Raw genomic sequence first — 25,632 nt, 5'->3', positions numbered from 1 at the left:
AAATTCCCCTGCAATCTATCGTTACTTATTATTAATGATCTTCAAGCGCAAAAAAGACCACCTTGCGGCAGCCTTCAAACGTTAGGATCAAGCCTTCGTCTAAGTCATAGATTATGATTTCGACGAAGGCTTATTAAAAACCGTGTGCTCTATTTTTGATTATACAATCTGTAGATAACTACCGCAGCTTCCGCTCTTGTCACTTTGTTTTGCGGATAAAGATAGGAGCTATCGCCTTCGATCAACCCTTTTTTCAGTAAGCTGCTGACACTCTTGATAGCATAAGAAGAAACCGAGGTTGAATCCTTATAGCTGCTCAACTCTGCCGAGGCTGCTTTTTCACCTGCAGCTTTTACCAAAGCTAACGCTCTATCAAGAATGACCATCATGTCCTGCCTGGAAATCGTGTCATGCGGTCGGAACAAATTATCTTCCACTCCGTCAACGATACCGAGCGCCTTCGCTGTTCCTACGGCCTCATAGAAATAATCGTCTTTGCTAACATCATGGAATACTGCCGGATTGTCGGCCGTTAAGCCTAACGTACGGTTCAGCAGCAATATGAAGTCGGCTCGGCTTACTTGAGCTCCCGGACTGTATACATCGTTTTGCGTACCTTCCACAATAGCCTTTGATGCTAGTACTTCGATCGCTTTCTTAGCCCAGCTATAGCTAGGGCTGGATAGATCTGCGAACGTTTTATACACTTCGGTTACCGCATACAAGCTAAAGTGGTTGATTTTAAATTTTACAACGTTTTGTCCGGAATCGTATTTTCCAGATGGAACAGTTTGAGTTTTCCCTGATGGATCTACATACCAAACAACTACATGCTCAGGATCGGCATTATTTGAACTTGGGATGTAGGGCACCGATACTTCAACGAATGAATCCGCGCTTTTCCATTCACTTAAGCTGCCGCCAATTTTGAGCGCAAGATCAATGATCGGTTTACCCGCCAGAGTCTTTTGCAGCTCAGCGGGAAGCTGGGCTGTGTTAGCTTTCGTAATAAGCAACGAAGCCGTTGCAGACTTTTGCGCATCTGCAGCTTTCAGCATTGTCGTTGACAGGATTATGGAAGCGAACTCAGTTTTGAGCTCCAGCTTTTTGGTTGTATCATTGGAGCTCAGGAAAGAAGCCGGCAAGGCGATTTCATATCCTTTTGAGCCCCCAATTTTGACTACATTTATCGTAAGTGTCTTAGTCCCATCTGCATCTGGCTTTATTTTCTCAAAAGAACTGCTTAAAGTTTCCGAGGAAACGGCTGCCTTCGATACATTTGTTTGGGGATCCAACGTAGCGGTCACTTGGGTTCCATCCTGCTTAGCTCCGTTATTATCGGCAGCAGGCTGCTCAGACTGCTGAGACTGGCCTACTTGGCCTGATTGTCCCGAATGGCTGGATTGTCGGCCAGGGTCTCTTGTCACAACAACATTGTAGCTTTTTGTAGAGCCGTCTGCTGCAGTTACGACATAGGTGACCGGGGTACTGAAATCATTGGCTGTGACCCCGCTTACTTGTGCAATGGATCCTACTGACACATTTTTCCCTGTTGTGGCAAACGTCGCGACTAAATTCGTCAAAGCAGTTGCATTGGGCACCCTTACAGCAATAGTTGTGCCTGAGATAACGCCGCTCGATGAAGCCGACAGCCCTTGGAAGCTGAAAGAGGTGATATCCTTATCACTACTTAGAGTTTGCGGAATATCTAGAGCGCCTCCCCCTACAGGTGTAGTCGCTATATTTTGAACGGCTTGCCTACCCATACGGTCCTGCAATTGCTGAGTATATAGGCTCAGCGGCTGTACATGGCGGCCTTCCTGCTCCCAGTAGCCTTGCGCTCGTTCTCGGGTTGGATCCTTTCCTGCCGGAAAAGTTCCGTCTGCTGGAAAATTGCCGTAATCGCCTTGATAACGCTTGCCCACAAGTCCGATGGCATAGTTTTGCGCCGTAGGCGGTGCCTGCACGGCCAGCTCCCCGGTTTGGTTCCACACGACATAATTCGCTCCAGCCCAACCATGTCCTGTACCATAGTTAGCCCGGTCAATGATATTGGCATTTCCCCGAATGTTGTCAAACAAGCCTCCTACAGACCAGCGATGATGCGGCTCGCTGCGTGCGAAGGAGTTAACTGAATCGCTATCCGTAAAAACGTTAGGCCCTGTGACCTGACTGTTAACAATAAACGAATGCCGTGCTGTTTCCGTATAAACCCGCTGTGTCAAAGCTAATTGCCCGGTATAGAAGAAAGCATATCTACGGCTACCCGTAATGATGCTAACCATATCATAAACCTTAGCATCCTGAATGGTGATCCATTTCGAAGACCTTCCCGTGAAAACGAGGGAGGTTTCCAAATGATAGCCACTTACATTCCGAAGCCACCCATTCTGAATATAGCCGAACCTTGCAAAGGTATGAGCTTTATTCTCATCCGAATAATAGGTGGTTCCATTCAATACGTCTGTCACTTTAGGGTCGAATTCCACATCAACCCGAAGATTCTCCACGCCTACCCGCTCGATCCGACCTTTATCGTCATACTTGCGGATATCCCCCCCGCCCCATTGAAGCTCAATCGCATTCGGTATGGGAGCGTCGATGGTAATTTCATTTCCGTTTACTTTAGTCACCACTCGGTCGAATTCAAGCGAGAACGGCTCCCATTGAACGGTGGTTTCCGTTGTGCTTGGCAAAATCTGATCCATATGAATCTCATGGATCCAGCTGCTGTTACCATAACGCCGAATCATAATTTTATCTCCAGCTTTATAGCCGGAACCATCCTGAACATGGAAAGTATGATTGCCTGACGGTACGTATAGATCTGTAATCTTAGTAAGTGTATCCCCCAGCAAGACAGGCGAAGCCGAGGTGTCCCCAATATTGAGGATATATCGCCTTGTTGTCCCGGTTGCGTAGAGAACGGTATCCTCTTTCCCCTCTCCCAAACCTCTCAAGACAACCCCGCTCTTCTTGATGAACAGCTCTCCGCCGATATCATAGCGGCCCTTCTTAAGCAGAACGGCTCCACGGAATCCGTCTTCTTGAATAGGCAGTCCTGAAACATAATCTATGGCAGCCTGTATGCGTGCCGTATCATCCCCGTCTCCCGGCTCCACGGCCACTCTAGCCTGCACATCCGGAAGCTTCACGCCGCCACCCATATAACCCACGTTGGAAAAATCGAGAATGCGATTTCCCCGGTAATCGGGTACATAGACCATATTGCCTTCCGTTCCTAAGTAGGCAATATGGCTTTGATCATCTGGAATTTGATTCACATCCGCCACGGTGAAGTACAGCTTGTCAAATACAACGCTTCCATTCTCTAATTTTAGCTGCAATTCGACTTCATATTGTCCTGGCGCTGCCGATCCCGGAATTTTAAATACCGTATCAGTCCCAGACCCCAGCTTGACTGCGTCAAATTGGTGAATGGTTTCATGACCGTCCCGTCGTACTTGCCCCGTCAGTTCGGCACCTACAAATGCTTTGACGGTCAACTCCGGATATTTGGACCCTGGTGGAATGAATGCGGGCGTTCCAATCTTTGTCTGAATGCTTGGGTGCGTTAACCCGGTATCGGCTATGCGAGGCGTATCGTCCTGTACGATAAGAAACACGGACGCCGATTTGGTTATCGGTCCATAGGTAACCGTTCCCGTCAAGAGTGAGACCCCACCTGCAAGCGCCTTGATTGTTCCGTCTTGCTCGATGCTCGCAACCTCAGGCAAGCTGCTCGTAAAGCTGATTTTTGCTTCACTCGGATTCAGATTCGTTTTATCAAACATTTTGCCGCCTATTGATAATTGCGCTGCGCTTCCTTTGGCAACATTAATTTCAGCTTTTTCCGGATAATTAGCGACTGTCTGGTCGTATAAATAGACGGAAGTCAGCGCATTGCTAAGGGGCGGCACAGGCGCTTCATTCGTTCGATAGACCTCCACCTCGTAGATCAGAGGCGACGCGGCTTTCGTCGCAAATACGTTAACCAAGAGATATCTGGCAGTAACCGGTTCGAAAATCGCCGTATCTGATTTGGCAATCAAAATCCGATTTTGATAGAAGCTCTGCCAGTTTTTCTGGGAATTACTCCAGACGATATCTTTCCCCAGGTTATCTTTCCCGAAAGTTTGAGACCAGTTTTTCTCGTCATTTGAGTAATAGAGCTCATAATTGCTGACAGCTCCAGTGTCTCCACTGTTCAAATTCATGACCGTTTTATTAAACTCAGTAGGTCTGCCGAAATCTATTATAAGCTGATGTTGCTTATCATCATTAAAATCGGCAGTAAGCGCGCGCCAGTAAGTGCCAGGATCGCCGTCAACCGCTCTGTAGTCATAGGTTCCGCTAGAACCGCCGCAGGTACTGCCGCAGAAGGAACTTGCAGCCACAGGCTTTTTCAGCGCCATATTTACTGTAGACATATCCGTACCCGGTGCATAAGCATCTACCCAGATGCGGGTCGATTTGGTGACGCCCCCCTTGAGCACGGAAACATTAATGTAGGTGGTACCGCTGCCTACTGCTGTGATCCGCCCGTTCTGATCAACCTGGATCACCTCAGGATAGCCGCTGCTGTAGGTGATCGCAGCATCACTTAAGTCCGCAGCAGCTTGATTATCCGCCACGCCCCTTACCGTCAACTGATGAGAGCCCCCGGGAGAAAGCTTGAGAGTTCCATTATTGGGGTATGGGTTCACACTGGCATCATATAAGTACACCGCGCTAAGAACGGTTCCACTCTGCTGCTGAGTTACATTAACCAGTAAAGTTACGGTTTTCGTTACGCTATTTAGCGTAGCGCTTCCTGTAATCGTTGCCGTACCGGATGCTACGGCTTGGACCTGCCCGCTCCCGTTAACCGTAGCAACGGCAAGGTTGGAACTGCTATAAGTAATTCCTGAAACGGTCAATGAGGCCGGTTGTCCGTTCGTCAGCTTACCATACAGTTGAAGTGATGCGGTTTGCCCAGCCATAAGAGTGAGTACATCATTGGAGGCATAACCCGTAAAGTATACGTTGTCGAGAACACTTGGATCCGTCGGTGGCGTAACGCTTGTATTATAAACCTCGACTTCTGACATCATATCTTTAACTGAAGAATAGGTCCCGTCTATCGTAAGGGTAACTTTAACATAACGTGCAGTCTGTTTGGCAAAGCTGATTGTTTCCGTCTGGGCAAGACTGCCAGATTTTTGAGCCACTACCGTTCCCGCCTGGCTTCCGTCCGGCCTGACACTCACGCTGTAGGCGATAAGGTAGGGGGAAGTGCTAGGAGATGTGACGCTAATGTTCAGCCCTTTCAATACAACCTTATCAAAATCGATATTACCTGAAACACCTTTCATCAAATCAATTTCTACAGATCTTACGCGGTTAGCTGTTACATCAGCCGCTTGTTTAAGTTTCCAATATGTAGCAGTATCTCCATCTACAACATTACCAGCTTTGGCTTGTGAATTTTCCGAGTCGGCAGTGACCGGTGTGTTTTTGGCCAAGTTTACCGAGTCGGCATGTACAACAGGGATCGAATACAATAAGGGAATGATCATTGTAAATAAAATAAAAAATGTTATGGTTTGTGCAATCCTCTTGCGAATGGATTTCATTGTACCTTCTCCTTTTCGATCACATTCTAACCTTTAATAGCTCCCAGCAATGCGCCCTTCACAAAATACTTCTGGAGAAAAGGATAAACAAACAAAATCGGGAGTGTTGCAATCATAATGGTTGCATATTTAAGCGTTTCCGCCAGCATGACCATGTCTCCTGACTCCGCCCCAGTAACCATTCCCGCCGTTTCCCCGGAGATTAGTATCTCGCGAAGAATTAATTGCAATGGAAACAGCTCCCGATTTCGAAGAAAGATCATTGCGTTAAACCACGAGTTCCAATGGCTAACGCCGTAATACAGTATCATAACAGCCATGATTGGCAAGGAGATAGGTATAATAATGCGAAATAAAATGACAAAGTCATTCGCTCCGTCGATCTTGGCTGATTCCTCCAAACTGTCGGGAATGGCCTGAAAGGTGGTTCTCATGATTATGAGGTTAAACGTATTAATGGCTTGGGGAATGATCAGCGCCCACACGGTATTGGTCAATCCAAGTCCCTTGACCGTTAAGTAGTAGGGAATCAGACCGCCGCTGAAGAACATAGTAAATATGATAAATAACGTCAGCTGCTTCCGGTAGTAGAGTCCCTTTCTTGACAGGGCGTAGGCGCCGAAGGCTGTAAGTGTCAGGTTAAAAAGCAGTCCGACAATCACTATAAATAGTGTGTTGCCATATCCTTTCAGGATCATCGGGTTGTCAAAGACCATAGAGTAAGCCTTGAGCGAAAGGCCCTGAGGAAACCAGATCATGCCCTTATGAGCCATTAATTCGGTTGGATTGCTTATCGATGAAATGGCAACGTAATAAATAGGATACAATGTTACGAGCATTAACAGCGATAGGGCAATAACGTTAAACACATCAAATATTCTCTCTCCAAAGGTTGGATACTCACGCATGCTGTCACTTCCTTACCATAAGCTAGTGTCATTAACCTTGCGACTAATGTAATTAGATAGAATGACCAGACCAAAGTTAATAACTGAGTTGAACAAGCCCACTGCCGCACTAAAGCTATAATTAAATTCCTGCAGCCCGACGCGATACACATAGGAGGAGATAACATCCGCTGTTTCATAGGTTGATGGATTATAGAGCAGAATGACTTTCTCGAAGCCTACATTCAGCAGTCGTCCCAGGTCCAGAATTAACATAATAATAATTGTCGGCACGATACCGGGAAGTGTAATGTACCTCATCTGCTTCCAACGGTTAGCACCATCAATTTTTGCCGCTTCGTATTGTTCAGTATCAATGGTAGTCAGAGCAGCAAGATAAATAATAGTGCCCCAACCGACATGCTGCCAAATACCTGATGATATAAAAATCGTTCGGAAATACTCCGGCAATAGCAGCAGACTTTCCTGCGGACCACCGAGCCAACCGACTATTGCGGCAATAAAGCCTCCTGAAGAGGTAAAATCTTTAATCATACCGCAAATAACGATTAACGAGATAAAATGCGGCATATAAGTAATCGATTGAACCGCACGCTTAAACCAAGAGAGCCGAATTTCATTCAACAACAAAGCAAGAAGAATCGGAGCCGGGAAACCGAACAGCAAATCATAAAAGCTTATCAGAAGTGTATTCTTCAACGTTCGAACGAAATAAGGTCCGTTAAAAAATTGGATAAAATGATCGAAACCCGCCCATTCGCTTCCCGAAATTCCACGTGTCGGTGAGTAATCCTTAAAGGCAATCATAGCTCCGTACATCGGCATGTAATGAAATAAAAAATAGTAAAGCAGCACGGGGGCAAGCATCATATATAAATATTTATTTTTACGAATATCCCATAAGAGATTTATTTTTCGGTTTGAAGCAAGCGTTAGAGGGGCTTCCACCTTCGCTGTTTGCACTATAGTATCCCCTTTCAATCAGGGACATTCCTTGGAATGTCCCCATGGTCTATCATGGTCCATCATCGTTTACCGTTTGCTATATCGATCCAAAGCCGCTTGATAAATTTCAAGAATCTTTGGCAAACCAAGCTGATTCTGCTGGGCTACGAATTTATCGTAGTTTTCGATTGGCTCCTTGCCCATAATAAACTTGAGCTGCATCTCTTCCTTGTAGCTCTTGAGGGCTGTAGTAAGCTTGGCCAGCTCTTTGCTCTCGCTTTCGGTTGGAGTTATAAACGAAGGCAGGGTATGCTTCTTCGCATCCGTAGCCGACCACAGCTTCACCGCTTCTTCCTGCTGCGGATATTTCAAGATCATCTTGCTGTACTTCTCATCAATCATGAACGGTCCATTTTGCCTTGTATATTGAGACAGCATTTGTATCGTAGTATATTTCGGGTCCTTATCCACCTTATCCGTGAATGTTAGATTACCATTGTTTGAAGTATAGCTTTCATTCGGAATGCCAAAGTTGAACAGCTCGTTGCCATCCTTGCTATATGCGTAATCCAACCACTGGGCCGCAAGCTCCGGATTTTTCGTGTTAGCGGAGATGGCCACCCCCCGGCTCGGCTCTACCTTGAATTCATAATGACCAATAAATGGAGTCTCTCCTTTGGTTAATGTCGGAAAAGGAACGCCTACCATATTAAATTTTGGATCCTTTGCTTTCATAGCTTCCAGATAAGACTGAAGTCCGCCGCTCAGCAGGTATACCGTAGCTCCGGACTGTCCGCTTAAAATCTTGTTATTGTTTGCTTTTGTATCTGTTACGGCAAAATCTTTATCCAGCAGTCCCTCATTGTACCACTTGCGGAATAATAGGATGACGTCCTTGTACTGCTTGTCCGATGGTCCATATTTGACTTTCCCATCATCACCCACATAAAAACCGGTTGCCGTCTTATACGCCCCGATGAAAGCTTCCTTAAGATCCATGCCGGCCGTATTCGAATAAATGATGCTAAGCGGAGCTGCAGCCCCTTTCTTCTCTTTAAACGCCCGTAAAACGGTTTCCCATTCATCGATTGTTGTCGGTACCGGCAGCCCGAGCTCGTCAAGCCAATCCTTGCGAATCATGGGTCCATTAAAAACTTGACTAAAGCTGTTGCGGACCATTGGAAACACGAAATATTTTCCGTCATCGGTTTGAAGCATTTTGGCCAACTCTTTATCTTCTTCCAGTAATTTATTTAAATTCGGCGCATTCTTCTTGATCAAATCATTCAAGGGTATAATCACTTTATCATTGATTGCCTTCTGGGAGCCTCCAGGATAAACACCGTTATTAAACCAGTTCGTTTCAATCATATCGGGAAGCTCATTGGAAGCGACCATCAAGTTGAATTGCTCTCGATCCTGACCTTGGGGAGGATGCGTAAAATTGACTTGAACCCCGGTTCTTTTGTTGAGCTCCTTCCCGAATGGAGACTCTCCGATGTTTGAGAAGAAGTTAGACATAGCCGAATTGCCCATTAATCCCCAGTACGATAAGGTCTGCTTGGTATTTATCGGATACGTCACAGCAGTTGATTGACTTTTATTCGTTGCAGCTTTGTCCTCGACTGGGCTGGCCTGCTTACTGCATGCGATGGTCAATGTGGATATCAGCGTAACTGCTGTCATACATTGAAGCATCCTTTTGCCTTTTTTGTTCATGGATGGTTAATCCCCCTTATGTATTTGATAGCACTCTCTTTGCTCAAACCGATCATAACCTAATTCTAGTAGGGTCCCATAGAGGTAAAACAGTGAAACGAATGGTAAAACTGTTAATTAAACGCCCGTAAAAGTGCAATCCACTTGCAAAAAAAAGAAAACTGAGGTAGAAGCCCCTCAGCTTTTCGGTAATTACCTATATTTCCCTGGCGTAATTCCTTCATATTTTTTAAAAATCCGATTAAATGTAGATATTTCATTGAAGCCAACCTGGTTTCCAATCTCAAGGACGCTTGCGGAGGTTTCCTTTAACAAACGCTTGGCATGAGCGATCCGAATTTTTTGAAGATATTCCAACAATGATTCTCCATTATGATTCTTAAAAAGCCGGGCCAGATAAGGAGGAGTCAGGTCAAATGCAACCCCGATTACCGATACGTTCAAATTCGGGTCGCAATAATGCTGTTCGACATAAGCCTGTACCTTCTCCATCAATTCATTATTTGCACCTGATTGCTTCTCTGAATGACACAGAAGCTGGATAGTCCTGTCCAGTTCCTCTTCCAAATCCTTAATACTGCGGCATTGAAGCAGCTGATTGTGAACTCGCTCGAAGGAAAGGCTGTCCTGCTCTGTTCTTCCTGGCAGTTCTATCATAGCTTTCATAAAGGTACTGGCAAATTCAACTACAATGCAGCGAATGAATGGAATAGAAATTTGCCTGCGAGTAAGGTTCGTTGAAATAATATCCTTGGTTACTGCCATAGCTTTCTCGGCATCGCCTGTCTTAATAAAATTGATTAATTGTTGTTCTGCAGCTAACGGATAATAGTAAGCTGGACGATGATCCTCTGAATCTCCTTGAGTCATTTCATCATATACCAGGATCTCCCCTCCGCCCATCAGGAATTTGTATTCCATAGCCTCCATAGCTTCCTCGTAAGCTTCCTGCAGCCCAAACAAGCTTTGTTGCATAGAACTGATAGAGACGGTCACCACTACTTTAACATGCGTTGATAAAAACTCTTGGGTCTGCCTCGCAATAGATTTCCATTCTTCGAGCCCTGCAGAATTATCGGGACTATTCAGAATGCAGCATAAATATTCATCCATTTCAACCATATACGCTACATTATTCTTATTTGCCAGTTCCTCTACTACATTGATCATCATAAAATGCAGCAGCTTTACCCTGTCGTAATGAGACTCATCATCAACAGGTGAATCCAGTTTGCCGTAGTCATCAATATACATCATTAATACGCCAAACCGCTCATGTGGAAAATACACTTCATAGGCGGCAAGCACTTCGCTTAAGGGGAGGGTCCGTTTCATTCTACCTTTAAGCAGCTGACCTAATAAATGGTTGCGCATAGCAGGATGCTGCTCTTTAAGCTTATGCATGAAATGTTCTTTCTCCTGGATCAGGCTTTCTAAGCCGTTCTGAATAAAGTGGTATTCATTGTAGGATATGTTGTGCGGATCAGCCTTCTGATGATTTACCTTATTCATTAGAAGCTGAATTGGACTGTAGTTCCTGCGTAAAAAGAAATAAGCTGCTGCACTGCCTAATAATAAACTAAGGGCAACACATAAATAGATGATCCGCTTAATATAAATCAGCTTCTTCAAGAAGACATCCTCAGGAGTTATGAAAATATATTGCCATCCTGATTGACTTGAGGTGACATAAGAAATAGCCAGATCACGTCCCCCATCCGACTCTTGAATGACCCCGCTAACGCCCGTAAATTTAGGAAGCCATGAGTCGTAATTAGGGATAACGGAGCTTGTTGACGCGATGACCTCATGCTTGGCATTGAGGATCAGAATGTGCCCGTCATCGACAATAGGCACGTGTTTTATCGTATTCAACAGCTTCGATGAATTAAACATAAACATTACACTTACACCGGGGCGGTCAGGATAATTGGGTATTAACGTTCTTACATACATGACGGATTTCCCTTTATTATCCACTTCCTGCTCTAAGGCAAAATGGGTGTTAATATATCGTTCCTTCAGTAAAGAAGTCCAGTCCATATGATTATCCGGTTTAAGAAGATCGAATAAAAAATGGCTTTGCTGTGCATTTGAATCTGAAACAACCATGTCAGTGCTGTGGAAATATACGAATACATAGTCGATAAAATCATTTCCAAACTTTGTCGTCTGCAAATCCTTCATCAGTTCATACATTTTGTATCTCTCATCATTCGTAAGAGGATTTTGGGCATTATACAGACTCTCCAGCTTTTTATTTATCGCCAAATCAACACTGAACTTGTCCATCTCCGCCAAACGGCTGTCCACTCCGCTTTGAATTTGGGTCAGCAAAGATCGGTTGGACCGGTCAATCTCATTGCTTAAGACCTCGGTTGATTCTACATAAATTAATACACCTACAATAATAGGGATCAAAAGGATGGTTACATAGGAGAGCAGCCAGCCTTTCATAATTGTATTCTTTTTCATAGCTCTAACGATCATCGCATCTCTCTCCCGAGTCTAAATATTACTTATTGTTGAGGCCTCTTCTCGGTTATCGTTGTATTTCAACATGGATCCATTTAGCGACTATTCGGCGATCGCTTATCATCTGATTATAGGTCACAACATCAAACAATCATATCATCTTACTTGCATCATAACCATCCTGTTAACCGTACATCAAGCGTTTTTGCTCCATTTTCACTAAAATGCTTTTCGATTCACAAAAATGACTATTGTGGGACAAGGCAGCTAAAAAGTAAATTGAATGTTGTAATCAGAAAACGCTTTCATATTAGACTATAAAAAGAGGAAGCAGCCCGGCATTGCCGGCTTCTGCTTCCTTGCAGTCTTCGTGCAGCTTACTGCTGCATACCTGTTATTTACTGTTCGCTATTACTGGCAGTCCGGTCTCCAACTGTGACGGTGATATCTTGTTTATTACCGTTTCGGATGACCGACAAAGTCAGCTTGTCTCCTACTTTTAACGCTTGTACCTTTTTGGTCAATTCCGCAGGAGTTGAAATTTTGGTGCCATTCACCGCAGTGATGACGTCATACGGACGAATGCCGGCTTCAAATGCAGGTGTTTTCCGTTGTACATCAGCCACCAAGGCGCCTTCGGTATTATCAAGCTTCAAATCGCTTAACATATCCTTAGTCAATTCTCCGAGACTTACTCCGATAAAAGGTACCGGTTCCTTCGGAATTTGGACGTTATTTTTTAATTGATCCAAAACCGTGCTAATCGTGTTCGTTGGAATGGCAAAACCGATTCCTTGAGCCTGCGAGCTGACGGCCGTATTAATACCGATAACTTCACCATTCAAATTCAGAAGTGGACCACCGGAATTACCAGGGTTGATAGCTGCATCGGTTTGGATTAGATGCTTATATTCTCTCGTCCCTTTATCATCCGGAATACTGATCGGCCGCTCTTTGGCGCTAAGCAATCCGGCCGTAACCGTATAGTCCAGATCATATGGGTTGCCGATAGCAACGACCCAATCGCCTACTTTCGCATTGTCCGAATTACCGATAGGCAAGGTTGGAAACGGATTGCTGTCCTCAATCTTCAGAACCGCCAAGTCCAAATCATAACTGTTACCTAACAGCGTGGCTTTAAACGGCTTGTCATAGCCTTGTATGGTAACATCAATTTCGTCCGCACCGTCAATAACATGCTCATTTGTCAGGATATACCCGGATGATTCAAAGATGAAGCCGGAACCGATGCCAGCAGGCTGAAGCTCTTGGCTTTCATTCTGTTGCTGCTGCTGCGGTTCGTTCCCCCCTCCAAAGAACTGCCGGAAAAACGGATCGCTATAGAGCGGATTGTTGCTGCCGCCGCTTTTAGGTTTTACCTTCGTTTCGATTTTTACTACAGCCGGACCGGCTTGCTGAGCAATATCAGCAATATTATTAGGCCGCATATCGACTGAAGCGGTTGTAACTCCTCCATTATTGGAACTTGCAGCCGAAACATTGGACACAAGAGGGACTTGGATGCCTCCGAATAAATTCATTTTGTCAGATGTATACATCAAGCCGCCTACTACCAGCGCTCCCGCCAAAAACGCGGCCAGCATACTTTTACCAGAAGAACGTTTTTTACCTGAAAACTCATTTTGGCCTGAGCTGAATTGATTGTTAGCAGAGTTAGAAAATTCAAAGAAACGGGGCTTCACCACAGTAATATCTCCGGATGTCTCTTTGGCTGACTGCTCCTTGTTTCCTTGATGCTCACTATTATTGTGCGGTTCTACGTCATATTGTTTTTGCTTATCGTCCATGATTACTACCTCCGTTTTTTAGAATAGTTATGGGTATTAGATACAAGTGCTAACTTACATAATCAATAATGCACCCTTAATCTTAATACCAACTTAAATGTTCATAAAAACGGAGTTAATTTTGATAATGTTCGGTCATTGGAATAAATAAAGGAATATGACTTCGGGCAACATAAGGTTGAAATAGCTGTAAGTTCAAGATTTCTCGCTAAAATTCCGGAATCGTCATCTTGGGCAGCCTGCTGGAATAGTGCTATCCATAATATTTCTTCACTAATCCTTTAAGATGATACCTCATCAATATGGTTTGTTCTATAGGATTCATTCCTGCCGCTTCTTCCGCGGGACCGTTCCAATATTCCATGGCTATTATTCCGTCCCAACGGAGCCCTCTCAGCCTCTTAATAATGGTATCAAAATCAATTTCACCGTGCTCAAACGGACATTTAGGCCAACCGACTGCCGCCTGTCTTGCATGCATATGTCCGGTATATTCCAACAATTTCATAGACTCATTTTGGCTATGCCCGTTAACCTGAAAGTGTAAGAAATCAAGTGTATACTTTAAGCCTGGCACTGCCTTTGCCATCTCAACAGCCTTCGACGGTATATTCAGCAACGAGTTCCGGCTAGGCTCAACGTGAAAAGAAATCCCATGCTCAGAGGCGATCTGTACCATCTTTCCCAAAGTCAGCGCGGCATTATCAAATGAACGCTCAAAGCCTTGTTCCTCGATTAACGTCCCTGCAGACCCCATAATACTTCGAAACCCGGCTAGACGCGCGTACTTGCAGATTTTATCGAAATTGACATACATATTATTTCTTTTTCTAACATCCGGTTGGCTTGTCTCTATTTTTTCACCGTCAACCCCTACATTGCCCAAAAAATATTCAGCCAGCGTAATCTCGTATTTCTCGGACAATTGTTTAACAAAGCTCGCCATGCTCTCCGGATTTTCAATTACATCAGCCTGACGAATCGTTCCTACAGAATCTACATCAATAAATTCAAAGCCCAGCTTCTTAATAAATCCAAAAATCTCATCCGGTGTGCCGGGACCGTAATTTCTCGAATGACAACTGAAGCCTATCATGGATTCCTCCCTCTTGAACCTTGGGCTATCAGTCCAATATAATTTGCTTGCCTTTATTTTTCATCGACAATTTAAGCGCATCCAATACTTTCATAACTACGACGCTTCTCTCGCCGTTGCTGATATAGGATTCCTTTCCTTCAGCTATACATTCAAAAAAATGCGAGTACATAGCGGCATGTGTTTTTCCGCATGAGATAAGCGGTCTGGTTTCCGATAGGTGACCCGCTTCATGCTGCGTATAAATGCGTATGCAATCATCCGATAGTTCCTTGTAGCATTTATTTACATCATATTTGATTAACCCCATATCTCCCTGAATGCTTACCTCATATTCGGCGGGAGCCGCTGCCGATCTCATCGCTTTATACATAAAGCTGCTGCCATTGTCGAATTGAATCAAAGCCAAGGAGCAGTCGTCCACTTCGCCCTCTTCCCTTTGCTCCAGCGGGATAGAGATGTTGTCATATTTGTAGTATCCAAGACCTGTAACAGATACCGGTTTAGGATCTCCTAAAAAGAACAGAGCCCATTCAACATTATGTGAAGCGCTTTCCATACTGATACCGTCTCCGCCTATTGTTTTGCGTTTGGAGCTGTCTGCGCCTCTTGGGAACGATCGAGTGATGCTTACATTGAACACTTCACCGAGCTCTTTATTGTCTATCATTCGTTTAAACATAAGCATCTGATTTTGCAGCATGCCATTGGAGCCGACAATAAATACTTTGCCGCTTTCCTTCGCCGCCTTCATCACATCCCGCATCTCGGCTTCATTCATAGTTGCCGGCTTCTCAAGATACACATTTTTCCCCGCCTGCAGTGCATCAATTGCTATTTTTGCATGTGTGAATGTTGGTGTACAGATCGAGACGGTATTGATTTCATCCATCGCAAGAAGCTGTTTATAATCTTCAAAAGCATACGGAATAGTAAGATCATCCGCTATTTTCGCGGCAAGTCCAGGCTTAGCGTCAGCTACCGCTACTAACTGTACATTAGGGTTATTTATAGAGCGGATCGAGGGAATATGTCTTTGTACCGTAACTTTTCCCATGCCAATGATCCCAAGACTTATCTGTTTAGTACTTTGCATGCCGAATCATCTCCCTTATTTTAGGTTATTGCAAGGTTGGAATGGATGGACTGCGCAGCTCGATGAGACCTGTTCGATATCCTCGTCTCAAGAGGAACGTTGCATTGCGCAAGCACGGCTGAAAATGTCCCCCCAAAACTGCATCCGCTTCCAATTTAGACAACCGATTCAGTGATTTTAAATAAAGACCTGCATCAAAATCCTCAGCTACCGTAACCCCAAGCTTAGGTTGGCCATTAGGTCCGGACATGACGGTATCTCCGGTAAATAGTATCACTTTGCCTTGATTATTCAGCTTATAAATAACAGAACCACGCGAATGCCCCGGAGTATGTATAATTTCGAAAGAAAGTCCGGCGATTGATATAACCTCTCCATCTTTTACTTTCATGTCGACAGGACATGGAACAAAGTTTTGCTTATACGAATAATATAAGGTCCTCTCGTCTCCAAGCTCTATACCCTCCGCATCCCCAACACCGGCAATTAATTTAACGCCTTTTTTGCTGAATCTATGGGCGTTGCCGCTATGATCAAAATGGGAATGGGTAAGCAGCAGATGGCTTATAGGGTATTGGTCCAACCCCCATAATGCCAAATTTTGCTCAATAAGCTTGTAGTCCTCATCACCGGTTCCACAATCAATCAATACGATAGACTCTTGGCCCATGACAGCGTAAACATTAGAAGATATACCATAGGGTTGGCCGCTTAGTAAATAGATATCCTTCATAATTTGCATATTAAGTCCCCTTCTTCTATTTACTGCAATATTATCTGATCGTACCGATAAGCTCGTCGATGCGCCAGCCCTTCCCTTCAATATAGCTTATCTTAATATCCTTCTCGCTTGGAGCTTCACCTGATGTTCCATCGCCAAGCGGTACGCTGAACTTGAATGTTTTTTGTTTCGTATCGTTTTGGATAAGTTTTACTGTAGAATTCTCCCAGCTTAGAAGGCTTCCTCCATCCGCATTTGGCTGCGCAAGCTTCCCGTCTTTTTCTACAAGACTGCCGCTAGCTATCTGTTTATCAAAAAAAGCAGCAACCTGCATAGGTGTATAAACCTCTTCCAGATATGCAGTATATTTCGCCTTTGTGTCCAAAGAGCCTGATAGCCAACGATAATCTTTTCCATTTACTATAAAAGTAGCAATCGGCTGCCCGTCACTTTGCTCATTGGGATTCGGATCACGGTCATTAACCAGACGCCCATCGATGACATGCCCGTTTATCAAAAGCCCGTTGGATATGTCCCAATAATGATTTCTGGCGTTAACTACCAGCTGCAGCATGTCGACCTCGCTAAAATCCAGATGGCTTTGCTTCTCCACTATTACGAGTTGATGGGCCGCATCCCAGCTGACTTTAGCTCCCAATGCTTCTGCCAGAGCACGTGCCGGAACGAGTGTGCTGCCATCAATGACCTGAGCGGGAACCTCAGACTTAATTTCCACACCGTTTACCATCAGCTTTACAATACCAGGGCCAGCATAAGAAATACCAGAAAACAACACCGAACCTACCATAATTCCGCTGACGAATGATTTCATGTTTAGTTTTATTGTAATCAACTCCTTTAATTATGCAGCGGCCGTGGATGCCATACGTAAGGATCATTTTTCATCCGTAGGCTGCCTTTGATACAATCATGCGCATCTATTTTATTTTAACATACGTAGCTATTTAATTCAGGACATAGATTCCAAAAAAGATTTTTGTCAATACTTGAGCCTCCGTTTTTGAACGTGTCCAACATTGTTTTCCTCTTCTCACTTTTGCTGATTTGAGCAACACTGTTTCTCTAGACCCACTCCTATTCTATCAAGTATTATTATCAACGACATAGATAGAGAGTGGGGTACGAATGGAAAACACGTATGAAGACATCAAGCAAGGCGAGAAGGGTGCATGGTTAAGTATTATTGCGTATATTTTCTTATCAGCTTTAAAGCTGTCGATTGGCTATTTTACAAATTCAGAAGCTTTGTCGGCTGATGGGTTAAATAACGCGACAGACATTATCGCATCCATAGCTGTTTTAGTGGGGCTAAAAATATCACGCAAACCACCGGATAAAGACCATCGGTACGGCCACTACCGGGCTGAAACTGTAGCTGCGTTAATCGCATCATTTATTATGTTTGCAGTAGGGCTCCAAGTGCTGTACCAAGCATTTATAAAATTCCAAGTTCCATCCATGGAGTCTCCCGATATGATTGCGGCATGGACAGCCGTTTTTTGTGCCGTTATTATGTACTTTGTATATTTATACAACATTCGATTGGCGAGAAAAATAAACAGTAATGCCATGATGGCCGCGGCACAAGACAATCGTTCGGATGCATTTGTCAGTATCGGTGCTTTTATCGGAATTGTTGGTTCTCAATTTGGACTACCTTGGCTTGATCCTTTAACAGCTCTGCTCGTTGGAGTTATTATTTGCAAAACAGCGTGGGATATTTTCCGTGATTCTACTCATGCCCTTACGGATGGCTTTGATGATGCCGAGCTTCAAACCATTCGCCAAACCATACGCAATATACCCGGAGTGGAAAAAATCATCGATATCAAAGCCCGTATCCATGGAAATAATAAATTAGTCGATGTAACCATCGGGGTAGACCACCAGCTTAATGTAAGCGAAAGCCATGAAATTACCGAGCATATTGAGAGTCGAGTTCATGAGCTTCATAACATATCGCATGTACATATTCATATAGAACCTTTTGAGAGTCAGAAAGAATGATGTTATAAACCATTTGCAAAAAGGGGCTCGCCGCATGCCGGCAAGCCTCTTTCTTGTTATGCATCTTCCCTGCCAGAGCTAACATGCAAAGCTTCTTCCAGTAGTCACACACCGCACCATAAGCCCCGTACTCAGGTAACGATTTACGAGATACCGTCCCATTTTGCAGCCCATTTATCCATTTCCTTAAGAGCCGTCTTAAAGTCCATACCTTTTTCCGTTAAAGAATATTCGACTGACACCGGTACAGTTGGAAATACTTTACGCAATACAATCCCATTGTGCTCCAGATGGCGCAGCACATCCGTTAAGGATTGCGTCTTGATGATAGCTAAATCTCTATGGAGCTGTTTAAATCGTTTTGGCCCTTTAGATAATTCAGCAATGACCAAAAATGCCCATTTTGCGCCAAGAATTTGCAACACCGAACAGATGTTGGAGAAGCCTTGTTCTTCTTTTATAGGTTCCATTCGCGTTCACCTACTTACTTATATTTAGTTAGTCAAAATATTTGGACAATATCCAAATACTTTGCCTTCTTACATAATTTATGTAACTTAATTATAATACAGTCAAATGATTTCGCAAAGATATGAAAGGAATGAATCGTATGAATCGACTGTCTATTTACATTCTTGCTTTAGGGGTATTTTTAACGGCAACTGCCGAGTTGGTTGTCTCCGGAATCCTTCACATCATCGCCAAAGACTTAAACACAACCATCGCCCTCGCCGGGCAATTGATTACAGCTTATTCTCTTGCTTTTGCAATTGGAACTCCCATCATAGTGTCACTTACTTCCCGCATGGGACGCAGAAAAGTATTGGTAGGTTCATTAGCAGTTTTCATTCTGGGCTGCATAGCTTGTTCTGCCAGCTCGAACCTTACGATCTTGATGGCTTCTCGAATGATTTTAGGGGGAAGCTCAGGCGTTTATCTTGTTGTCGCGTTCGGAGCGGCTGCCAAATTAGTGCCTGCTGAGAAACTAGGCAGTGCCATTAGCACAATTGTTCTAGGATTTAGTAGTGCTATGATCTTGGGAGTACCGATTGGGATAGCTATTACCAGTTGGATGAGCTGGCATGCCATTTTCATGGTTCTAGGCCTATTCAGCCTAATAATTACATTAGTAATCTTGCGTCTTCTTCCGGAGATCGAAGGGGATGAACCGATTTCTTTCCAGCAACAATTCAAAGTACTGGGAAGCCTGGTCATCATAAGTGGTCTATTCCTCACCTTTTTTAGGGAATCAGGCAATTCGATCCTGTTTACTTACCTAACCCCTTTTATAACAGACACCCTTCATATGAAAGCCTCCAACATTAGTATCATCATGCTTGTTTTCGGTATTTTCGGTGCAATCGGTTCACGTGTGGGCGGCTATGGCGTAGATAGATGGGGAGTTTCTCGAATCATTACATTTAGTACTATCGTTCAAGTTGCAACATTAGCCCTTCTCCCCCTGTTCTCCGAATCTTTAGGAATCGGACTAGGGTTGATAGCTCTCATGATATCTTCTATGTTTGTGGCGGGCCCTGCTATTCAAACCTACTTTATTCAACAAGCACCCCAATCGTCCAATCTCGTTCTTAGCTTGAATACATCGATTGTTCATTTGGGATTGGCAGCAGGGGCTGGAGCAGGAGGTGTGATGATAAATGTGACTTCCACTACTCTATATAATCCATGGATGGCATGCTTCATCGTGACTCTCGGGCTGGTAGCCGCCTTCGTCAGTTTCTCGTTGGGGAAAAAGCAGCGTTTGCTTAAGTTTCATAACCAAGCATAAGAGCTTAATCCCCTGGCTACAGGCATTAGCGGAAGTGGTCATTCCTCTATGGCACGGAAAGCACCATAAACAGAGCGGTAGCGGAAGTCCTGGTTCCGTTATCTCTCTGTTTTTGTTCATTGTGCCCCTATTTACCCCAAATAGCGGAATTCAGACTTCCGCTATTTCACGGAAAGCACCATAAACAGAGAGATAGCGGAAGTCCTGCTTCCGTTATCTCTCTGTTTTTGTTTATTGTGCTCCTATTTACCCCAAATAGCGGAATTCCGACTTCCGCTATTTCACGGAAAGCACCATAAACAGAGAGATAGCGGAAGTCCTGCTTCCGTTATCCCTCTGTTTGTTGTTCATGTGCCCCTATTTACCCCAAATAGCGGAATTCAGACTTCCGCTATGTCATGGAAAGCACCATAAACAGACAGATAGCGGAAGTCCTGGTTCCGTTATCTCTCTGTTTTTGTTCATTGTGCCCTTATTTACCCCAAATAGCGGAAGTCCGACTTCCGCTATCGGCTTAAATTGGAGGCAGCAGATCAAATAACGGAATTCTCAGTTCCGTTCAGTACCTTTAAACTACATAGCTGCCTCACCGCGATCGATTTCAAGCGTCGAGAATCATGCCTTGCTGCAATTCCACGTCGTGCCCTATTCATGAGTATCGCTCCAGCAGCTCCAAGAGTCTGCGCCGGATCGACACCTTCAATTCCTCCGGCTCCTCCAGTACGGCCTCGTCCCCTAATCCGATAAAGAACTCCGTATAAAAAGGAATGTCGCTGCGGGGCACATCCTTATCGATAACGCCGCTTCCGTCTTCGCGCACTTGCATCAGAGGAGCAAGCCACAGCTCGGATTCGCAGCGCTGGACGCCGGCCGGGCTTAACTCCGCCCGAAGGCGAACAGGCTCCCGCGGCTCTGCAACCTCTCTGCGGCTGAGGCGGATATCGCTCAGATCGAGCGGGTCCGTGCCGGATGCATCATATATCGCAGCGCGAATTCGATCGCATCGGAATACGCGAAAGCCCTCGCGCAGGAAACAGTAAGCCGTGCAATACCAGAAGCCATTGTTAGCATATATACAGACCGGCTGAATCCGACGGTTACCCGTCCCCTCCTCCTTTGACTCGTATTCGATGGCAAGCACCTTCTGATGTACGGCCGCGTCAAGAAGAATAGCCAAGCTGGGCGCATCGCCACGCCTCGCTGGCGTAATGAAGTCGACCCGGTCCTTCATGCCATCAATTCGGTCCCGGACGTCCCCAGGCATATGAAGGTAGAACTTTCGCAGCGCCGAAGCGGATTCAGCTTCGAATGGCAGCGAGGAGTAATGACGCAGGGCATGCACCGCAAAGAACATCGCCACGGCCTCTTCCTCCGTGAATGCGATCGGGGGCAGTACTCTCTCCCTAATCACCTGATAGCCCCCGTGTGGCCCCACTTCCGAATAAAGCGGTACCCCCAGCTCGCTCAGCTCCTGCAGATCCCTTAGAATCGTACGCTTAGATACGCCAAATTCATCGGCAAGCTCCTGTACTTTGAATCGCCTCTTCCGGTTGACAGTCATCATCAGTTCCATCAGTCTTTTGGACTTGGGCATCCGGATCATCCTCTTTTTCATAAATAAATTAATTCATGACAAATTGTGTCACTATTATAACTTACGATATAAAACGTAAGCAACACTAAACCATTAGGAGTGATCGACCATGCGTAAATATACGGTATTGTTCTTTCTCATCATGTTCATGATCGGAACCGATACGTTCCTGATCTCGCCCTTGCTCCCTACACTGCAGACACAGTTCGGCGTGTCAACGAGTATCGCCGGATGGATGCTTGGCGCCTATACGCTCGGTTCGGCCGTCTTCGCCTTGATCGCCGGACCTCTGTCCGACGGTTGGAATCGCAGAACCGTGCTTCTGAGCGGCTTGCTCGGATTCTCTGTCGCGACAATTTTATGCGGCTTCGCGGACAGCTTCTGGACGATGTGCCTGTTCCGTTTCCTTGCCGGCATCAGTGCGGCATTCACCGCTCCGCAGGTGTGGGCGTCCATCCCCGCCATCATGCCTGCATCCCAAATTTCGAAGACAATGGGCATCGCCTTCTCAGGGCTCGCCGCATCCCAGGCGTTTGGCGTGCCCATAGGTAGCTGGCTTGCGACCGCCCATTGGTCGGTTCCGTTCTGGACGATTGGAATCGCATCTTTGCTGCTTGCCATCGTCATCTTTTACACGCTGCCCGACATAAAGCCAAGCGTCCAAAAGGATGAGCGGACGTCGATCCTTCGCCGGTATGTCCCGTTGATCACGAGCAGGAAAGCAAGGGGCGGCTTCTTCGCTTACCTGCTCCTTCACTTGGGATGCGGAACTGCATTCGCCTTCGTTGGCAAGTGGATGGCAGACCGGTTCGAGCTTCCAGTCGGGCAAATCGGTACTGTAATGATCTTCCTCGGGCTTGGCAATCTTCTGGGGAGCACGGTTAGTGCATATGCATCTCAAAAGCTGGGTCAGTCAAAGGCAGTCGCGGCAGGAATGGCATCACTCCTGGCTCTATACGTAGTAATGCCTCATCTGGCGAGCCTTCCTGGCGTGACGATTGTCTATTTCATCATTTGCACGATACTCGGGATTATTTTCCCGATTGTTATGGGTTCGCTCACTTCGCTCAACTCTTCAATTCGCGGAACGATCTCCAGCCTGGCCAACGCGACGATGAACGGTGCGAACACACTCGGCGCATGGGCGGCAGGCATACTCTATGTTCAGCTCGGGGGCTATTCGTCAATCGGTATCTTCTCTGGGATCTGCATCGCACTCTCACTCGGGACTTTCCTGTCCAGTGGCGTCCTGGGGAGGAATTCAACGAGTAGCGGCAAGGAGTAAGCAGCGGCACTTATACCAAGGAAGGAAAAAAGCAGTACTTCTACGGCCATGCGCCCTGAAGTACTGCTCTTGCCTTGCTGAACGATTAGAAAAAATCAATTGCCTCGAATTTGGTGCCACATGGTCACCATATCAATCCAACCGTGATGTTCCGTAATCTTGCCGTCAACGACACGATATTGACGGTACAGCGTGACATCAATGGGATTGCCCGTAGGCGCGTTTCCAAAGAACATTCCTTTATGCGTGCCTTTCACAGTCATTCTTACGAGTACTTTCTCCCCTTGACCGATAATCTCTTCCACAGTGTAGCTTTTATCTGGAAATGCCTCTAATATCTTCCCCGCAAATTGTTTCAGACCCTCTTTGGATTGATAAGAGAGCTCTTGATAATCGGCTGACAGAAATCGATCTACGCAATTCAAATCGCTTTGATTCCAAAAAGCCTCGATAAACGCCGTCACCCTTTCCATGTTGTTCTGTTCTATTGTTTTCATAATAAAACAACTCCTTATTTGTTAGTTATTTGACTTAGCGACACATGATCTTTCCTAATGAGCACTATTGGGCTTAAATTTGTGGCAAAAGCGTTGCGGTGTCGAACCATCCGCGATGTTCCGCAATTTTACCGTCGACTACGCGAAATTCACGGAACTGAGTTGCCTTCACTATTTTCCCTGTAGCTGCAAGTCCTGCAAAATTGCCTATATGCGTACCGGCCATGAAGATTCTTGCGATTACCTTCTCACCTTGGACTAGGATCTCTTCCACGGTATAGTTCCGGTCTGCAAAAGCCTCCACGATTTGTTGAGCAAAAAACTGATCAGTCCGATCCAAAATGCTCTGATTCGCAATGTCCTCGATAAACGCGGTCACCGTTTCACCATTCTTCTGTTCTCTCGTATTCATAACAAAACATCTCCTTTAATTGTTTGTTTCATAGATTTCAGCTTGCTGCCCCTACCTTGGCAGTAAGTACGCGTACCAGATCCACGAAGCTTCTAACCGTACCTTGGATTCTGTCTCTCATACCCTCATCTAGTGGAGCACCATCCTGACCGAATGAATTCGATCCATACCCGATGGAGACCCATTCCGGACAATTAACGCCGTGCAAGTTGCGCACAATAGTCTGCAGATGCGAAAGTGAGCTTACTCCCATCGGACCGCCTGCGGAGCTTACAGAAAGCACCGCCTTGCCCGCAACCTGACCTCCGTTTATATAGTCCAAGGCGTTTTTTAGTACCCCTGATACGGATCCGTGATATTCAGGAGTTGCCAGGATCAAACCGTCCCCGTCTGCGATTGCTCCCAACACATGTTGGACATTTGGATGAAGCTCCTGGTTGTCGATCGAAAAAAATGGCAGCGGCAGTTCCAATAAATCAATAAATGAGACCGTTATATGCTGAGCTTTCAAAAGGCTTTCCATATACCTAAGAAGCTGCGTGCTCGAAGCGCTTGTGCGGTTACTGCCCGCAATCAATGTTATTTTCATATTCAAATCACCTTTCGCTCTCTTATTAATGGTTGTGAATCGATGGATCTGCCTGTCGCCGGCTGACAAACAAATCAGTATGTGTTAACATGTGACTATATAGTCACTTTTGTTAAGCTCAGGATACGTTGCTATATGGTCACATGTCAAGCGGATCAAACAACTTTTTTCGGACTGTCTGTCAAAAAGGGGGTGTTACGATTGAACAATGAAATATTCAAGGCACTTGCGGATCCCAGCCGCCGAACGCTTTTAGACCTGCTTCACGCTTCAGACGGGAGAACGCTGAACGATCTATGCGCTCCGCTTGACATGTCAAGATTCGGCGTCATGAAGCATCTGAATATACTCGAGGAAGCCGGGCTCATTACTACGAGGAAAATAGGGCGGGAAAAGCTGCATTATTTGAACGCAGTACCTATACGTAAAATCTACGACCGGTGGGTCAGCAAGTACGCCGAACCATGGACGGTCTCATTAACATCCCTACAAAATGAATTGGAGCGTGAAACAAATATGGAAAACAAACCCCGGCATGTAAACCGGATTGCTATTAAAGCGACGCCCGAGCATGTGTGGCAAGCCCTCACGGACCCAGTTAAGACATCAAAGTTCTGGTTCAATTGCTCCATCCGATCCACATGGGAAATCGACTCTCCCTTTGAGCTCTGCAATGGCGATGATAAGAAAGCGGAAGGAATTATTATCGCCATTGAGCCTCCGAGAAAGCTGGTGATGAGCTGGCGCTTCCTCTCGTTTCCGGACACGGCCAGTGACGCCCCGTCGCGCATTACGTGGGAGATCGAACCGCATGCGGAGCTTCGTGGCGTGACCGTCGTAACCGTCGTGCATGATGAATTTGAACAGGCAGCAAATACCGCAAAAATTCTTGAAAATGGTTTGCCGATCGTGCTTTCGGGCATGAAGACATTGCTAGAGACCGGGTCGACGCTTGCTAGTGATTAAAGCGAAATGTTTAACAGAAAAACGCCGCTCCTGCATATGCATAGGGGCGACGTTTTTTTTGAAGAGCAAGCATGCTGCGCTTTTAAATT

19 protein-coding genes are annotated in these 25,632 nt (G+C 45.4%); 4 read left to right on the top strand and 15 right to left on the bottom strand.

All coding sequences use genetic code 11. The annotated features are described in order from the left end of the window. Positions 1-149 precede the first annotated feature (149 nt). From ACFQ0C_RS30945 to ACFQ0C_RS30900, 10 genes are all read right to left on the bottom strand, one after another. Positions 150-5,615, bottom strand: coding sequence for an S-layer homology domain-containing protein (locus ACFQ0C_RS30945; protein WP_379372586.1), 5,466 nt, complete (start codon positions 5,613-5,615; stop codon positions 150-152). Positions 5,616-5,641: 26 nt separating this feature from the next. Then, entirely contained in the window at positions 5,642-6,523 is an 882-nt protein-coding gene (locus ACFQ0C_RS30940) for a carbohydrate ABC transporter permease (protein WP_379372584.1), read from the bottom strand. 12 nt (positions 6,524-6,535) lie between these two features. Further along, a complete protein-coding gene (locus tag ACFQ0C_RS30935) occupies positions 6,536-7,393 on the bottom strand; it encodes an ABC transporter permease (RefSeq protein ID WP_379372843.1) in 858 nt (285 codons plus the stop codon). 162 nt (positions 7,394-7,555) lie between these two features. Continuing rightward, the gene (locus ACFQ0C_RS30930; RefSeq protein ID WP_379372582.1) at positions 7,556-9,187 is read right to left on the bottom strand and encodes an extracellular solute-binding protein; all 1,632 of its coding nucleotides are present in this window, start codon (positions 9,185-9,187) and stop codon (positions 7,556-7,558) included. A 192-nt stretch (positions 9,188-9,379) separates the two neighbouring features. Next, on the bottom strand, positions 9,380-11,677 hold the full coding sequence (locus ACFQ0C_RS30925) for a helix-turn-helix domain-containing protein (protein ID WP_379372580.1): 2,298 nt from the start codon (positions 11,675-11,677) through the stop codon (positions 9,380-9,382). 383 nt (positions 11,678-12,060) lie between these two features. Further along, entirely contained in the window at positions 12,061-13,470 is a 1,410-nt protein-coding gene (locus tag ACFQ0C_RS30920) for a S1C family serine protease (protein WP_379372578.1), read from the bottom strand. A gap of 253 nt (positions 13,471-13,723) precedes the next feature. Continuing rightward, positions 13,724-14,566 carry a sugar phosphate isomerase/epimerase family protein gene (locus ACFQ0C_RS30915; protein ID WP_379372576.1) on the bottom strand — a complete coding sequence of 281 codons (843 nt, stop codon included), beginning with the start codon at positions 14,564-14,566 and terminating at the stop codon, positions 13,724-13,726. 28 nt (positions 14,567-14,594) lie between these two features. After that, complete coding sequence (locus ACFQ0C_RS30910) at positions 14,595-15,662, bottom strand: Gfo/Idh/MocA family protein (RefSeq protein WP_379372574.1); 1,068 nt, start codon at positions 15,660-15,662, stop codon at positions 14,595-14,597. Positions 15,663-15,687: 25 nt separating this feature from the next. Then, positions 15,688-16,404 (bottom strand): MBL fold metallo-hydrolase, encoded by a 717-nt coding sequence (locus ACFQ0C_RS30905; protein WP_379372572.1) that lies wholly within the window; start codon positions 16,402-16,404, stop codon positions 15,688-15,690. A 31-nt stretch (positions 16,405-16,435) separates the two neighbouring features. After that, positions 16,436-17,215, bottom strand: coding sequence for a DL-endopeptidase inhibitor IseA family protein (locus ACFQ0C_RS30900; protein WP_379372570.1), 780 nt, complete (start codon positions 17,213-17,215; stop codon positions 16,436-16,438). A gap of 314 nt (positions 17,216-17,529) precedes the next feature. On the opposite strand from ACFQ0C_RS30900, the gene ACFQ0C_RS30895 reads away from it, so the two are divergent. Further along, complete coding sequence (locus ACFQ0C_RS30895; RefSeq protein ID WP_379372568.1) at positions 17,530-18,411, top strand: cation diffusion facilitator family transporter; 882 nt, start codon at positions 17,530-17,532, stop codon at positions 18,409-18,411. Between the two features lie 143 nt (positions 18,412-18,554). On the opposite strand, the gene ACFQ0C_RS30890 is transcribed toward ACFQ0C_RS30895, so the two are convergent. After that, complete coding sequence (locus tag ACFQ0C_RS30890) at positions 18,555-18,881, bottom strand: winged helix-turn-helix transcriptional regulator (protein ID WP_379372566.1); 327 nt, start codon at positions 18,879-18,881, stop codon at positions 18,555-18,557. Between the two features lie 140 nt (positions 18,882-19,021). Between ACFQ0C_RS30890 and ACFQ0C_RS30885 the strand changes: the two genes are divergently transcribed. Then, positions 19,022-20,200 carry an MFS transporter gene (locus ACFQ0C_RS30885; protein WP_379372564.1) on the top strand — a complete coding sequence of 393 codons (1,179 nt, stop codon included), beginning with the start codon at positions 19,022-19,024 and terminating at the stop codon, positions 20,198-20,200. 649 nt (positions 20,201-20,849) lie between these two features. Here the strand turns inward: ACFQ0C_RS30885 and ACFQ0C_RS30880 are convergent. Continuing rightward, positions 20,850-21,794 (bottom strand): helix-turn-helix transcriptional regulator, encoded by a 945-nt coding sequence (locus ACFQ0C_RS30880; protein WP_379372562.1) that lies wholly within the window; start codon positions 21,792-21,794, stop codon positions 20,850-20,852. 109 nt (positions 21,795-21,903) lie between these two features. Between ACFQ0C_RS30880 and ACFQ0C_RS30875 the strand changes: the two genes are divergently transcribed. After that, positions 21,904-23,079, top strand: coding sequence for an MFS transporter (locus ACFQ0C_RS30875; RefSeq protein WP_379372560.1), 1,176 nt, complete (start codon positions 21,904-21,906; stop codon positions 23,077-23,079). 95 nt (positions 23,080-23,174) lie between these two features. On the opposite strand, the gene ACFQ0C_RS30870 is transcribed toward ACFQ0C_RS30875, so the two are convergent. The 3 genes from ACFQ0C_RS30870 to ACFQ0C_RS30860 form a co-directional block, all read right to left on the bottom strand. Further along, the gene (locus ACFQ0C_RS30870) at positions 23,175-23,576 is read right to left on the bottom strand and encodes an ester cyclase (protein WP_379372558.1); all 402 of its coding nucleotides are present in this window, start codon (positions 23,574-23,576) and stop codon (positions 23,175-23,177) included. A 73-nt stretch (positions 23,577-23,649) separates the two neighbouring features. After that, positions 23,650-23,988: an ester cyclase gene (locus ACFQ0C_RS30865; RefSeq protein ID WP_379372556.1), complete on the bottom strand. Its 339-nt coding sequence runs from the start codon at positions 23,986-23,988 to the stop codon at positions 23,650-23,652. Between the two features lie 37 nt (positions 23,989-24,025). After that, entirely contained in the window at positions 24,026-24,577 is a 552-nt protein-coding gene (locus tag ACFQ0C_RS30860) for an NADPH-dependent FMN reductase (RefSeq protein ID WP_379372554.1), read from the bottom strand. Between the two features lie 201 nt (positions 24,578-24,778). On the opposite strand from ACFQ0C_RS30860, the gene ACFQ0C_RS30855 reads away from it, so the two are divergent. Further along, positions 24,779-25,543 (top strand): ArsR/SmtB family transcription factor, encoded by a 765-nt coding sequence (locus ACFQ0C_RS30855; RefSeq protein WP_379372841.1) that lies wholly within the window; start codon positions 24,779-24,781, stop codon positions 25,541-25,543. Positions 25,544-25,632: the final 89 nt, after the last annotated feature.

The sequence above is a fragment of the Paenibacillus sp. GCM10027630 genome, from assembly GCF_042676305.1.
Taxonomy (GTDB): Bacteria; Bacillota; Bacilli; order Paenibacillales; family NBRC-103111; genus Paenibacillus_S.
This window is presented reverse-complemented; position numbering and strand designations above follow the sequence as displayed.